The organism is Variovorax sp. 679, assembly GCF_003952185.1.
Classification (GTDB): domain Bacteria; phylum Pseudomonadota; class Gammaproteobacteria; order Burkholderiales; family Burkholderiaceae_C; genus Variovorax.
Map to the genome: position 1 here is coordinate 586,831 of NZ_RXFS01000001.1, position 13,972 is coordinate 600,802.

The 13,972-nt window shown below is 68.7% G+C and carries 14 protein-coding genes; 6 read left to right on the forward strand and 8 right to left on the reverse strand.

The window, feature by feature from the left end; genetic code table 11:
* Positions 1-79 precede the first annotated feature (79 nt).
* From EJO71_RS02690 to fliE, 8 genes are all read right to left on the reverse strand, one after another.
* A complete protein-coding gene (locus EJO71_RS02690) occupies positions 80-367 on the reverse strand; it encodes an EscU/YscU/HrcU family type III secretion system export apparatus switch protein (protein ID WP_125947409.1) in 288 nt (95 codons plus the stop codon).
* Between the two features lie 5 nt (positions 368-372).
* On the reverse strand, positions 373-1,674 hold the full coding sequence (locus EJO71_RS02695) for a flagellar hook-length control protein FliK (RefSeq protein ID WP_125946923.1): 1,302 nt from the start codon (positions 1,672-1,674) through the stop codon (positions 373-375).
* A 43-nt stretch (positions 1,675-1,717) separates the two neighbouring features.
* On the reverse strand, positions 1,718-2,050 hold the full coding sequence (locus tag EJO71_RS02700; protein WP_125946922.1) for a flagellar protein FliT: 333 nt from the start codon (positions 2,048-2,050) through the stop codon (positions 1,718-1,720).
* Positions 2,051-2,078: 28 nt separating this feature from the next.
* Positions 2,079-2,498: a flagellar export chaperone FliS gene (fliS, locus tag EJO71_RS02705; RefSeq protein WP_125946921.1), complete on the reverse strand. Its 420-nt coding sequence runs from the start codon at positions 2,496-2,498 to the stop codon at positions 2,079-2,081.
* Positions 2,499-2,543: 45 nt separating this feature from the next.
* Positions 2,544-3,989, reverse strand: coding sequence for a flagellar filament capping protein FliD (gene fliD, locus EJO71_RS02710; RefSeq protein WP_125946920.1), 1,446 nt, complete (start codon positions 3,987-3,989; stop codon positions 2,544-2,546).
* Positions 3,990-4,058: 69 nt separating this feature from the next.
* Entirely contained in the window at positions 4,059-4,400 is a 342-nt protein-coding gene (locus tag EJO71_RS02715; protein WP_164546720.1) for a flagellar protein FlaG, read from the reverse strand.
* 169 nt (positions 4,401-4,569) lie between these two features.
* Positions 4,570-6,228, reverse strand: a complete 1,659-nt coding sequence (locus EJO71_RS02720) for a FliC/FljB family flagellin (RefSeq protein WP_125946918.1) — start codon at positions 6,226-6,228, stop codon at positions 4,570-4,572.
* Positions 6,229-6,417: 189 nt separating this feature from the next.
* On the reverse strand, positions 6,418-6,735 hold the full coding sequence (fliE, locus tag EJO71_RS02725; RefSeq protein ID WP_125946917.1) for a flagellar hook-basal body complex protein FliE: 318 nt from the start codon (positions 6,733-6,735) through the stop codon (positions 6,418-6,420).
* A 285-nt stretch (positions 6,736-7,020) separates the two neighbouring features.
* On the opposite strand from fliE, the gene fliF reads away from it, so the two are divergent.
* The 6 genes from fliF to EJO71_RS02755 are packed head-to-tail and all read left to right on the forward strand — an operon-like array spanning position 7,021 to position 13,957.
* Positions 7,021-8,757 (forward strand): flagellar basal-body MS-ring/collar protein FliF, encoded by a 1,737-nt coding sequence (fliF, locus tag EJO71_RS02730; protein WP_125946916.1) that lies wholly within the window; start codon positions 7,021-7,023, stop codon positions 8,755-8,757.
* The gene (gene fliG, locus EJO71_RS02735; RefSeq protein ID WP_125946915.1) at positions 8,750-9,748 is read left to right on the forward strand and encodes a flagellar motor switch protein FliG; all 999 of its coding nucleotides are present in this window, start codon (positions 8,750-8,752) and stop codon (positions 9,746-9,748) included. The genes fliF and fliG overlap by 8 nt, the downstream gene beginning before the upstream one ends.
* Complete coding sequence (gene fliH / locus EJO71_RS02740; RefSeq protein WP_125946914.1) at positions 9,735-10,559, forward strand: flagellar assembly protein FliH; 825 nt, start codon at positions 9,735-9,737, stop codon at positions 10,557-10,559. Before fliG ends, fliH begins: the two co-directional genes overlap by 14 nt.
* A gap of 8 nt (positions 10,560-10,567) precedes the next feature.
* Complete coding sequence (gene fliI, locus EJO71_RS02745) at positions 10,568-12,022, forward strand: flagellar protein export ATPase FliI (protein WP_125947408.1); 1,455 nt, start codon at positions 10,568-10,570, stop codon at positions 12,020-12,022.
* Positions 12,019-12,474: a flagellar export protein FliJ gene (fliJ, locus tag EJO71_RS02750; RefSeq protein WP_125946913.1), complete on the forward strand. Its 456-nt coding sequence runs from the start codon at positions 12,019-12,021 to the stop codon at positions 12,472-12,474. Before fliI ends, fliJ begins: the two co-directional genes overlap by 4 nt.
* A 43-nt stretch (positions 12,475-12,517) precedes the next feature.
* Entirely contained in the window at positions 12,518-13,957 is a 1,440-nt protein-coding gene (locus EJO71_RS02755; protein ID WP_164546719.1) for a flagellar hook-length control protein FliK, read from the forward strand.
* Positions 13,958-13,972: the final 15 nt, after the last annotated feature.

Genomic DNA, 13,972 nt, shown 5'->3' on the forward strand with positions numbered 1-13,972 from the left:
TTAACAAATACTATGGGTTCATTTCACTTCGATGAAAAACCGTTCGAGTGAATATCTCGATTCATGATTTCACATTGGTCTATTTGGGCGACTGGTCGCCTGCACGACCTTCGAGACCGTAGATCCAGGCCATCACCTCCGCCACCGCGAGGTACAGCTGCGGCGGAATCTGCCGGTCCAGGTCGACCTGCATGAGCAGCTTCACGAGGTCGGCCGACGAGTGCACATACAACCCGTGCTCGCGCGCCTCGCGCATGATCGATTCGGCGACCACGCCATAACCCTTGGCCACCACGACCGGCGCGCGCGTCTTGTCCGCATACGACAGGGCGACGGCGCTGCTGCGGTTGTCGAGCGCTTCGTGCATCCCGTTCATGCCGCCTCCTTCGCCGCGACCAGCACCTGCTGCAGCTGGAGGCCCGCTGCGTCGAAGCGCTTCGCGAGCCGGCCGGTGTCGCTGCGCAAGCGAGCCGTGGTGGAGGCCTCGCGCGCAAGAAGATGCGCCTGCACGGCGGAGCCTTCGAGGCTCAGGCGCAGATCGACCTCACCGAGTTTCGGCAGCGCGAGCGACACCGTGGTCGACCAGCGGCGAGCGCCCGCTTCAGCTTCCGGCGTTGCGCCGCCGCGCGCATCGGGCTGTGCCTGCTCTTCCTCGACGGACCAGCTCATCGGCACGTCGGGCCAGGCTTGTCCGTTCCAGCGGAAGACGCCGCCTGCCAGCAGGTCGAGCTGCTGGTGCACGATCGTGACGGCTTGCGGATGAATCACCTCGGCGCCGCGCGACGCCGGCGCGGCGGAGGTGCTGTCGACCTGGCGAGCGGATTCGCCCGCACGGTGCGCGGGTATCGAGTCGGAGGCAGCGCCGGACGCCGCGCTTTCGGGCTGGCGATAGGCGGCCTGCACGCGAGCGGCATCGTGCGTCGCGGCCTGCCCCGAAGCCTGGGCGCCGTCCTGCGGCAGGGCATCGGCAACAGACGCCTGCGGCACGGACGCGCTCGCCACGCCTTGTGCATTGCCTTGCGGCGCCGATGCCCCGGCCTGTGCCGGCACACCGAACGACGGCAAGGCATCCGGCACGTCCGCGAGGGCCGGCACCGTTCCGGCCGCCGCGGCCATGGCCAGCGAGGCCGGCGCATTCGCCTCCGCCTTCACAGCCGGCAGCACCGGCATGGGCACTGCCCAGCGCCCCTGCGGCTCCTGCTTCATCTGCTCGAGCGTGCGGCCGCCGGCCGCGAACGACGCCAGGTGCGATTCATAGAAAAGGCCGCTGTCCGACACCGTCTGCGCGAGCACGCCAGCCAGCACGGCCGGGTTCGCGGGTTGCGCACGCGACGGCACCAGCGGCACCAGCGGCGCCGCGCCGCGCACCGGCCCCGGCTGCGCCTGCAGATCGGCCAGCACGGCGCCGATGACGCGCGCCGCCACCGACAGCCGCGCGGACATCGATGGTGCCGCCCCCGAGGCGGCATGCGGCGTGCCGCCGGTTACCGCGCCCGGAATCTGCCTGTCGAGCGCGGCATTGGAAGGCAGCCGTACGTCGTTCTCGATCCTGCCGATCGCCGCCGCCGGACCGGGTGCGCCGATCGTGGCCTCGGGCTTGATGCCGAGCACGTCGAGCCGCGGCGCCAGCCTTGCGGCCAGCAGTGCGTCGAGCAGTCCGGCGAGTCCTGTCATGGTGCGGTTTCTTCAGCGTGTCGCGTTCGGTCGACGGGCGCGCTCAGTGCGACGGCCCGTAGGCCCTGCCGAGGTTCTTCTGCTGGGTCAGGTAACCCATGCGGCCGATCAGGTCCTCGAGCTGCGGCTTGATGAGCCCCGACACCTCGGCCTGGTCCGCGCGGATGCGTTCCAGCAGGTCGAGCACGTGCTCGACCTGCGTCTCGTCCAGCGACTCGTGCGGCTCGATGGCGCGCAGGCGGTCCACCATGGCCGAGCAGCGTTCCTCGAGCGCCGGGAGCCGACCCCATTCCTTGGCACGCGCCAGCACGAGCATCGACGCGACGCTGGTGGCCAGCTCTTCGTAGCAATGAACTACTTCACTCCGGAATGCCATGTTTTCCTGTTTCTCTTGCGATTGCATTTCAGCTGCGACCCCGGTCATCAATCTCCCGCCAGGCGGAAGCGACGTTCTCGAGCAGCCGGTCGGCCTCGTCCAGGGCCTGCACGTCGTTGTGCAGGTTGGCCCGGAACAGCCGCTGGACGATGTAGTCGTACAGCGCCGACAGGTTTCCCACGAGTTCGGCGCCGGCTTCGCCGGCCGCCTTGGCATCGAGCGCGGCCTTCAGGCCGTTTTCGACGATGCCGATGGCCTTGGAGATCGACATGCCCTTGGCTTCGATCTCGCCGGTCGCCATGTGATGGCGGGCCATGCCGATGGCGGTCTTCGCGCCATCGAAGAGCATCACGATGAGCTGGTGCGGCGACGCGCTCATCACGCTGGTTTCCACGCCGACGCGGGCATAGGCACCGGCGCCGGTACGCATGTTGTGGGAGGTGTACATCCGCTGGTCTCCGGGTCTGCTTCTTCTTCCTGTATGCCTGCCTGCTTACTTGCTGCTGCTGCTCGACATCGCCGCGAACTGCTGCGTGAGGTAGGTCTTCGTGCTGTTCAGCTTGCTCATGAGCACATCCAGCTGATTGAACTGCGCGCGATAGCGGGCGACCGTGGCATCCACGCGCAGCTGCATCGCGTCGTACTGGGTGTCGAGCTCCTTGATCGTCGCGGTCACGCCGTCGCTCGCAACCTTCAGGGAGCCCTTGGTGACGTCGTCCACCAGTGCGTCGATCTGCTTGCCGTAGCCGGCCGTGCTGCCGGTGGCGCTGGAGAACAGGTTCGCCACGCCCTTCAGGTTGCCGGCGAGGGCCTTGTCGAGCTTGTCGGAGTCCACGGCCAAAGTGCCGTCTTTCTGGAAGGCAACGCCGATCTCGGTGAGCACCTTCATGTCGTTCGCGCCGCCGGCCTGTGGCGTGATGAGCGCCTGGCGAATGCGCGTCTGCAGGTTGCGCAGCGTGCTGTCGCCCACCAGCGCGGCGCCGGTCTTGGTGTTGGTGTCGTATGCGGTCAGCGTCTTGGCGGTGCTCTGCAGGGCGTTGTAGGCCTTCACGAAGTCGTTGATCGCCGTCTTCGCCGACGCCGAGTTCTCCTTCATCGAAAGGCCGGTCTTGCCGGTGTTCACCAGCGTCAGCGTGGCGCCCTGGATGGCTTCCTTCACGGTGTTGGTCGCGCTGATGACGTCGATGCCGTTGACGTTGAGCTTCGCGTTCTGCGCCGCCGCCGTCTGCTTCAGGTTCTGCGTACCGGCCGGGTCGTTGTTCAGCAGGTTCTGCAGCGCCGCGTCGCCGTCCACCGAAATGCGCATGCTCGACTTCTCGCCGGTCGCCGTGGAGGTCAGCACCAGGCGGTTGGGCGATCCGCTGCCGTCGTTCACGATGGTGGCGGTCACACCGGCCTTCGCGCCGTTGATCGCATTGCGGATGCCTTCCAGCGTGTTGTTGGTCGGATCGATGGTGATCGACTTGGCGGTCTGGCTCGCATCCGCGGTGAACGTGGAGCCGGTGTACTTGCCCGTCGCGGCGTCGAAGGTCCCGCCCGTGATGGCGCCGAAGTCGATGGTGATCTTGCCGTTGCCGATCGCGGTCTTCGAGCTGGCCTGGCCCGCCGTGATCACGGTCTGCGCCTGCGCGAGCTGCGACACGTCGATGGTGTAGTTGCCCGCGGCGCTCACGTCCGTGGCGGATGCCGACAGGATGCCGCTGACGGTCGGCGTGCCCGTCACGCTCTGGAACAGCGTCGGGTCGCCCAGCTTCTTGGCGGCCGTCTGCAGCGTGGCGAGGGCACTCTGGATAGAGCCGTAGGCCGACAGCTTGCTCGTGTAGCTCTTGGCCTTGTCCTGCAGTGCCACCAGGGGCTTGCTCTCATCGGTCTGGAGCTGCGTGAGCAAGGATGCGAGGTCGAGATTGGCGCCGACGCCGAGGCTGCTGATGGTTGCCATGTGAATGCTTTCCTGTCCTGGATAGAGAGTGCTGCTGCCGCTGGAGATGAAGAACCGTATGCCGCGGCCTCAGGCCGCGTGGTCCACCAGCAGGCCGTTGCCGTCGCTCATCAACTTCGCGATGCGCACGACTTCTTCGTTGGGAATCTGGCGGATGACCTCGCCGCTCGAGCGATCCACCACCTTGACGATGACGATGTCGGTGTCCTTGTCGACTTCGAACTGCAGGCCCACTTCACGCAGCGCGAGCGCCTCGTTCACCTGGCGCACCGCATGCTCGACCTGCACCGGCGTCGCGTCCTTCTTCGCGTCGTCCTTCCCGGCCGTGGCCGCGCCTGCGACGCCGCCGACGAGCAGTTGCGTCCACTGGTTGTCCTTCACGGAAGTCGCCGACACGGGGTTCAACATCATTTCCACCTTGTTCCGCTGGTTTCGCTGTCCTCTGCGGCCTCGCCCGGGAGGGCATGGCCGCAGAGGACAGCGCAGGCGGTCCCGGCTTGCTCCGGGTGCCTGCGCCCGCCGGGCCCCACCCTTTCGGGTGGGGCCCGGCATTCCTTTGCTTCTGGCTAGGTCCTTTCGATCAACGCAGGAGCGACAGCACGCCTTGCGTGGTCTGGTTGGCTTGCGACAGCACCGAGGTACCGGCTTGCTGCAGGATCTGGGCGCGCGTCATGTTCGACACTTCGACCGCGTAGTCGGCGTCCTGGATGCGCGAACGCGACGAGGACAGGTTGGTCACCGTGGTGCCGAGGTTGGCGATCACCGAGTCGAAACGGTTCTGCACCGCACCCAGCGAGCTGCGCAGCTTGTCGACCTTCGACAGGGCGGCGTCCAGTGCCTTCAGGGGATCGACCGTCGACTTGGCGTTGCTCACGGCGTTGGTCGTCAGCTTGCCGGGCTTGGCGGAGTCGGCGTACACGACGCTGCCTTGCGCGTCGGTCACCACGCCGTTGGCGTTCAGGTTGATCGATTCGGCGGCGGTCGTCGTCAGGCCGCTCACGCCGATGTAGGCGCCGGTCACGGCACCGCCGGCTGCTGCCACCACGTAGGGAGCGGTAGCGCCTGCGCCGTCGATGTCGATGCTGCCTGCGCCAGCGTTGATCTTGGCGGCAACCTGGTCGGCCGTGGCGCGCTCGCCTGCAACCGCGAAGGTGCTGGCGCCGGCGGCTGCCGTCACCACGGTGTACGAAGCGCCGGTCGCGCCGATGGTGATCGAGTCGCCAGCGGCGGACATGCCGGTGGCTTGCTCGAGCACTGCCGACAGGGTGGCGGCGGACGTCGCGCCAGCGCCGGTCTTCGTCAGGTTCTTCGAACCGTCGAGGTACAGGGCCGAGCCATCGGCGGCGTCGGTCATGGCGCCGTTGCTGTCGATCTTGACGTCCATCGAACGGTTGCCGAGCTTGACCGTGGCGGTCACGCTGGTGCCGGCCGGCGGGGTCAGGGATGCGAGCGTGTTGGCCTGGCTGCGGGCGGCTTCCGTGGCGGTGTAGCTCTTGGTTGCTGCGCTGTAGGTGTAGGTTGCGCCGCCGGTCATGGTGACCGTGCCGCCGTCCTGCATCTTGGCCAGCACGTCGTTGGCCGTTGCGCCGTTGGCGGCAGTGGTCAGCGTGCGGCTGTAGGACGTGACACCGTTGGTCGTCGCACCAGCGGTGAAGCCGGCGACCAGCAGGTCGGAAGCCGTGGCGGTCTTGTTCTTCGAGCCAGTGTTGTTGACGTTGAAGCCGTCCAGGCCCAGGGTCTTGGCGCTGATCTCTTTCAGGTCGATGTCGATGGTTTCACCATCGTTCGCGCCGACTTGCACGGTCAGCTTGCCAGCGTCTGCCGACAGGACCTTCACGCCGTTGAACTGGGTCTGGTCCGACACGCGGTTGATTTCGTCCAGGCGCTGGCCGATTTCCGACTGGATCGAGTCCAGGTCGCTGGCCGAGTTCGTGCCCGTGGCGGCCTGCACCGACAGTTCGCGGATGCGCTGCAGGTTGTTGTTGACTTCGGTCAGCGCACCTTCGGTCGTCTGGGCGATCGAGATGCCATCGTTGGCGTTGCGCGTTGCTTGCTTCAGGCCGTTGATGTTGGCCGTGAAACGGTTGGCGATGGCCTGGCCGGCGGCATCGTCCTTGGCGCTGTTGATGCGCATGCCCGAAGACAGGCGCTCGATGGCGCTGTTCAACGCCGACTGCGACTTGTTCAGGTTGTTCTGCGTGATGAGAGAGAGGCTGTTCGTATTGATGACTTGCGCCATGTTCGACTCCTGATTGATGAAAAAAGGTTGTGGACTCCGGCTTTCGGCCGTAACGCTGGACCCGCTTCCACTGTGAGACTCAAGCCATCGTTGACTTGGTTATCGGCCAGCGTCCTCGAACCTTTAGGGGGCAGTACGAAAAAGTTCGCCAGCGCTCCCGGGGGCCACACCTTTCAAGCCTTCAATCCGTCAGGCCTGCAGGTTCATCACTTCCTGGTAGGCCGTCACAAGGCGGTTGCGCACCTGCAGCCCGGTCTGGAACGCGACGTTCGCCTTCTGCAGGTCGACCATCACGTCGTTGAGCGCGACGCCGGGCTTGCCCAGCTCGAAGGACTCGGCCTGCGCGTAGGCCTGCTGCTGCGCGCCGCTGATGTTGGCGAGCGAGCGCTTGAGCTCGGCCGCGAAGCCGCCGGCCTCGGCCGGGGCGGTGGCCATGGGCGCGATGCCCGTCTGGACCGCGGTGGCCCGCATCTGCTGCAGGACCGATTCGATGGCGCTGATGGACATGGTGATCCTCTTCCTCTTGTATGTCTGAACACTTCTGCGTGACTTGACACGGAGGAACGGAAGTCCTCCGGCTGGCTTGCAGCGTATCAAGGGAAGACCCCGATTCAAGCGCGCAACTGAGGGCGAAAACCCCGGCTGTTCGGCCATTCGAAATCCGGGTGACTGCTGACAATCGTCCGCGAAACGAACAGGCCGTGGACGACATCACCGGCCATCCGGAATGAAATCTCTAAATCGAAATCCCTCTCCCAGCATGGCAATGGCCGCGAAGAAGAAGGTGCATCCATGAGCACGGCGGCGCCCGCGGGCGCACTGCCCGAGGCCGGCAACGGCCCCACCCCGCTCCTGGAACGCATGCGCGCGCAGCCACGGCTGCCGCTGATCATCGGCGGCGCCGCACTGGTGGCCGCCGCGGCCGCGTTCATGCTCTGGAGCCGCGGGCCCGACTACAAGGTGCTCTATACCAATGTGTCGGACCGCGACGGCGGCGCGATCATCGCGTCGCTGCAGCAGATGAACGTGCCCTACAAGTTCGCCGAGGGCGGCGGTGCGATCCTGATCGCGGGCGACAAGGTGGCCGAGACGCGCCTCAAGCTCGCCGCGCAGGGCCTGCCCAAGGCCGGCGGCGTGGGCTTCGAACTGATGGACAACCAGAAGTTCGGCACCAGCCAGTTCGCCGAGCAGGTCAACTACCAGCGCGGGCTCGAAGGCGAGCTGGCGCGCTCCATCGAATCCATCGGCGCCATCGAGTCGGCCCGCGTGCACCTGGCGCTGCCCAAGCCATCGCTCTTCGTGCGCGACCAGAAGAAGCCCTCGGCCTCGGTGGTGCTCGCGCTGACGCGCGGACGCAGCATCGACGAAGGCCAGGTCAGCGCCATCGTACACATGATCTCCAGCAGCGTGCCCGACCTCGACGCCAAGAGCGTCACCGTGGTCGACCAGCGCGGCAACCTGCTGTCTTCCGCGCGCGGCACCGACCGCGGGCTGGACGTGAGCCAGCTCAAGTACACGCAGGAGATCGAGCAGGGCTACATCCGCCGCATCGAGGCGATCCTGCAGCCCATCGTGGGCGCGAACAACGTGCGCGCGCAGGTGGCGGCCGACATCGACTTCTCGGTGGTCGAGCACACCGACGAGAAATACAAGCCCAACCAGGATCCGACGCAGATCGCCATCCGCAGCCAGCAGAGCAGCGAGTCGGCGCAGCATGGCGGCGGCCAGCCCGGCGGCGTGCCGGGAGCGCTGTCGAACCAGCCGCCGGTGAACCCGACCGCGCCGATCGTCGGGCCGAGGGCGCCGAATGCCCCGGGCACGCCGCCCGCTCCGGGAACGCCCGGCGCGCCAGGTGCACCGGGCGCGGCCGGCGCCACGACCGGCACCGCTCCCACCGGCCCGAGCAGCACGCGCAAGGACACCACCACCAACTACGAGCTCGACCGCACCATCCGCCACGTGCAGCAATCGGCCGGTGGCGTGAAGCGCCTGTCGGTCGCCGTGGTGGTGAACAACCGCGACGCGGCGGACGCGAGCGGCAAGACCGCCAGCCGCGCCCTCACCCCGGGCGAGCTGGAGCAGATCCGCAACCTCGCGAAGGAAGCCATGGGCTTCAGCCAGGAGCGCGGCGACTCGCTCAACGTGGTGAACAGCGCCTTCGCACGCGATGCCGACAGCGCCCCCGCGCCCGAGGTGCCGTTCTGGCGCGACCGCGAGAACGTCGATCTCGCGAAGACGGCCGGCCAGTACCTGCTGTATGCGCTGCTCGCGCTCTTCGCATGGTTTGCCGTGCTGCGTCCGCTGATGCGCCGGCACCTGGCACCGCCGGCCGCGCCCGCGGCGGCGGAAGCCCCGGCCTTCGTGGCCGCCGCCGAGCCGGACCCGAACGCGCCCTCGCCCGAAGAGAGCATGCGCGAACGCGAAGCCAACCGCCGCAAGGCCGACATGGAATACGCCCACCAGGCCGCCGACAAGGATCCGAAGATGGTCGCGGCCCTGATCCAGCACTGGATGAACAACGATGAGTAGCGAACAGGGAACCCGCAAGAGCGCCATCCTCCTGATGGCGCTGGGCGAAGACCGCGCCGCCGCCGCGCTGCACCAGCTGCCCACCTCCGAGGTGCAGGCGCTGGGCCTGGCAATGTCGAAGCTGACCTCCGTCTCCAAGGAAGAGCTGGCGTCCGTGCTGGCCGAGTTCCGCGAGGAGACCGAGCAGCTGTCGGCCCTGCACCTGGGCTCGACCAGCTACATCCGCGCGGTGCTGAAGAAGGCGCTGGGCGACGACCGCGCCAGCAACCTGCTGGAAGATATCCTGCAGCCCGACGAGCCGCACGGCGGCATCGAGCGGCTCAACGAGCTGGAAGCCGGCGAAGTGGCCGAGCTCATCCGCGACGAGCATCCGCAGATCCTGGCCACGCTGCTCATTCACCTGGACCGCATGAAAGCCTCCGAGGTGCTGGAGAAGCTGCCCGCGCGCCTGCGCCACGACGTGATCATGCGCGTGGCCACCTTCGGCGGCGTGCAGCCCACGGCGCTGCACGAGCTGACCGACGTGCTCACCGAGATGCTCGCGGGCCAGGGCCTGCGCCGCAGCCGCCTGGGCGGCGTGCGCACCGCGGCCGAGATCGTCAACCTGATGAGCACGGCGGTGGAAGAAGAAGCCATCGCCCATGTGCGCGAGCAGGACGAGGCGCTGGCCCAGCGCATCGTCGACGAGATGTTCGTGTTCGAGAACCTGCTGGGTCTGGAAGACCGCAGCATCCAGCGCCTGCTCAAGGACATCGAGAGCGACTCGCTCATCATCGCGCTCAAGGGCGCGCCGATGGAGCTGCGCGACAAGTTCCTCAACAACATGTCGCAGCGTGCCGCCGAGACGCTGCGCGAGGACATGGAGCTGCGCGGCCCCGTGCGCGTGTCGCAGGTCGAGACCGAGCAGAAGGCCATCCTGCAGGTCGCCCGCCGCCTTGCGGAGGCCGGCGAAATCGTGATCGCTACGCCTGGCACCGATGAATTCGTCTGACACCACCTCCGGCGCCTTCGGCGACTCGCGCGAGCGACTCGCCGCCATCCACGCAGCCGCGCGCCATGCGGCCGGCGGGCCGAGGGCCGCGCGTCCCATAGCAGCCGCCGTGAACCCGCCGGCGCTCTCCGCATGGGAGCGCTGGGAGATGGGCACCATCGACGGCAACCCGCAGCCATCGGCGAGCCGCAAGGCCGCCGAACGCAGGAGCGTGCCGCCACCACCACCACCGCCCCAGCCGAAGATCGATCTCGCCGACCTCGCGCGCATCCGCAAGGAAGCCCGCATCGACGGCGAAGCCGAGGGCCGGGCCACGGGCCTTGCCGAAGGCCGCAAGACGGGCCACACCGAAGGCCTGGCCACCGGTCTCGCCGCCGCCAGCGCGCATGCCGAACGCCTGCGCGCGCTGGCCCAGTCGCTGCCCGATGCGCTGCGGCGCGCCGAAGAAGAACTTTCGCGCACCGTGCTCGCGCTGGCGCTCGACGTGGCACGGCAGGTGGTGCACCGCACCCTGAAGACCGAGCCCGAGTGGGTGCTGCCCGTGGTGCGCGACCTGCTCAACACCGAGCCCGCCCTGCGCGGCGAGCCGCGCCTGCTGCTGCACCCCGACGACGTGGCGCTGGTGAGGAGCAGCCTCGGCCAAGAGATCGAGGCCGCCGGCTGGCAGGTGCGCGCGGACGACGCCATCACGCGCGGCGGCTGCCGCGTTCAATCGGCCACCGGCGAACTCGACGGCACGCTGGAGACGCGCTGGAAGCGCGTGACGGCCGCTCTCAACGGCGACGCCGACGGCCAGGCCGAGGCGCAGTGACCACGAACATGCAGGCCATCGCCCCGAATCCGCATCTGCAATCCGTGCTCGGCACGCTGGAGAAGGCGCGCGCCAACATCGCGCGCTGCGAGACCACCATCGCCTCGGGCCGTCTCACGCGCGCCGTGGGGCTGGTGCTCGAGGCCGTGGGCCTGCAGCTGCCCGTGGGTAGCGACTGCCTCATCGAGCTGCCGCCCGGCCACCCGCAGCGGCATGCCGAAGCCGAGGTGGTGGGCTTCGCGGGCGACCGGCTCTTCCTGATGTCGCAGACCGAAGTCGCCGGCCTGTTGCCGGGTGCGCGCGTGTACGCACGGCCCGGCGCGCCGGAGCCCGACGAAGCAGGAATTACCGGCAACGCCCACACCAAGCGCCTTCCCGTGGGCGAAGGCATGCTCGGCCGCGTGGTCGATGCGGCCGGCCGCCCGCTCGACGGGCTCGGCCCGCTCGACATGGCGCGCAAGGTGCCGCTGAGCTCGCCGCCCATCAACCCGTTGTCCCGCGCGCCGATCGACTCGGTGCTCGACGTGGGCGTGCGCGCCATCAACGCGATGCTCACCGTCGGGCGCGGCCAGCGCATGGGCCTGTTCGCAGGCTCCGGCGTGGGCAAGAGCGTGCTGCTGGGCATGATGGCGCGCTACACCAGCGCGGAGATCATCGTGGTCGGCCTGATCGGCGAGCGCGGCCGCGAGGTGAAGGACTTCATCGAGAACACGCTGGGCGAGGAAGGCCTGGCCCGCGCGGTGGTGGTAGCCGCGCCGGCCGACAACTCGCCGCTGCTGCGCCTGCAGGGCGCGGCGTACGCGACCTGCCTGGCCGAGTACTTCCGCGATCGCGGCAAGGACGTGCTGCTCATCATGGACTCGCTCACCCGCTACGCGATGGCGCAGCGCGAGATCGCATTGGCCGTGGGCGAGCCGCCCGCCACCAAGGGCTACCCGCCTTCGGTGTTCGCCAAGCTGCCGGCGCTGGTCGAACGCGCGGGCAACGGCGCGCGCGACGCGAACGGGCGCGGCGGCTCGATCACCGCCTTCTACACGGTGCTGTCGGAAGGCGACGACCAGCAGGACCCGATTGCCGACTCGGCGCGCGCCATCCTGGACGGGCACGTGGTGCTCTCTCGCGCGCTGGCCGAGGCCGGGCACTACCCCGCCATCGACATCGAGGCCTCCATCAGCCGCGCCATGACCGCGCTGATTCCGTCCTCGCAGTTCGACACCGTGCGCCGCTTCAAGCAGATGCTCTCGCGCTACCAGCGCAACCGCGACCTCATCAGCGTGGGCGCCTACGCCCCCGGCCACGACCTGCAGCTCGACCAGGCGATTGCGATGTACCCGCGCATCGAAGGCCTGCTGCAGCAGTCGATGGACGAGCGCGCGGGCTACGAGGAGTCGATCGCGCACCTCGAGAGCCTGTTCACGCCCGAAGCACGCGCATCCACACCACAAAAACTCCAGAAGACATGACACGCAAGCTCCCCCTCGGCATGCTGATCGACCTGGCGCACACGCAGACCGACGACGCCGCGCGGCGCCTCGGTGCGCTGCAGAACGCACACCTCGATGCCAGCCAGAAGCTCGAACTGCTGCTGCAGTACCGGCAGGACTACCACGACCAGCTCGACGCGCTGATGCGCGACGGCCTGGCCTCTTCGCAGTGGCGCAACTACCGCAACTTCCTCGGCACGCTGGACGGTGCCATCGAGCAGCAGCGCGCCATCGCCGCCCAGACCGAAAGCCGGCTGGACCACGGCCGCACCGACTGGCGGCAGCAGAAGCGCCGCCTGAGCTCCTTCGACACCCTGGCCGAGCGCGTGCGCATGCAGGAAATGATGGCCGAGGCCAAGCGCGAGCAGCGCGACAGCGACGAGCGCGCGGCGCGCAAGTTCATCGACCGTGCCTCGCACCCGCCGCTTTGAGCCTCCACCAGCGAATCTCCACCCAGGAACCGACATGACTCCCATGATCACGCCCCCCGTCATGACGAACGCCGCCAGCCAGGCCGCGACGCAGGCCGGTGCGCGCAGCCGCGGCGCGGACGAGGACCAGGGCCGCAGCTTCGGCGCGGCGCTGGAACGCTCGCGCGCGAACAACAGCAACGACGGCGCCCGGACCGACTCGACCGCACAGGACGTCGCCACCATCGACCGCAAGCCCGTACGCAAACCCGGCGCGGACGAAGAGACGAAGGATGAAGGCGCGCTGCCCGCCGACCCGAACCTGGCCTTTCTCGCGCCGGTGAACAGCCCCTTGCATGCGCTGACGCTCGCGGGACGCGCAGCCCAGCAGCAAGGCGGCAATGGCGCGGCCGATGCCGCCGCGGCGACGGCAGCGCCCGCCGGTGCGGCAACGGATATTCCATTGGACCCGGCCCTGCAGGCTCCCGTCGCGAAGACGCTCGCCGGCGACGCGGCCTCGGCCGCCGCCGATGCCAAGGCCACGCCCGAAGCCGTCGCGGCCGCGAAAGACGCTGCGGTGAAGCCCGCGACGCCGGCACTGCCCGGCACGCAGGCAGCCCCCCTCCAGTCCGACGCCGCCCAGGCGGCTTCGCTGCACGAACTGGCCCGAGCCGCCATCGCCGCGCAGACCATGAGCGCCGGCTTCGCGAAGCCCGCATCCGCACCCGCCGGCGCGCCCGTGGGCACTGTCGCAAGCGGTCGCGGTGCCGCATCGCGTGCCCCCATGAGCGCCACCACCGCCGAACAACTCGCGAGCGCCGCGCAACCCGCGGCCGCCGGCGACACACAGGCCGACAAGGCTGCCCCGGCTGCGGTGACGGCCGTTGCGGCTGCAGCGGCAGCAGACAACACCGACAGCCAGTCCTCCGTGCCGCCGAGTGCGCTCCAGCAACCGGCCGCGGTGACGACGGCTCCCTCGGAACACGCGAACGACACGGCCTCTGCTGCGCGCGCTTCCACGCACACCATCGCCCCCGAAGTCGGCAGCGACAAGTGGGCGCCTGCCCTCGGCCAGCACCTGGCGCGCATGAGCACCAGCGGCAACCACACGGCAGAGCTCAACCTGAACCCGGCAGGCCTCGGTCCGCTCAAGGTCACGCTGTCGATGGGCGACAACCAGGCACAGGCCATGTTCGTGTCGGCTCATGAAAGCGTGCGCAAGGCCATCGAGGCCGCGCTGCCGCAGCTGCGCAACTCGCTGTCGGAGCAAGGCATCACGCTGGGCCAGGCATCGGTCGGCGCGGAAACGCGCCAGCCCTTCGGCAACGGCGCCGCGTTCGCGCAGCAACAGGGCCAGCAACAGCAGAGTGCCGCGCGGCAGCAGGCAGGCTCGCCCTACCCCGGAGCGGGCCGCGCGATCGGCGGCGCATCCGCCGCACCGGTTGCCGCCGTTCGCACCTCCCCGACCGGCGACGCGCGCTCCGGCGTCGACACCTTCGCCTGAGGCCACGTACACGCC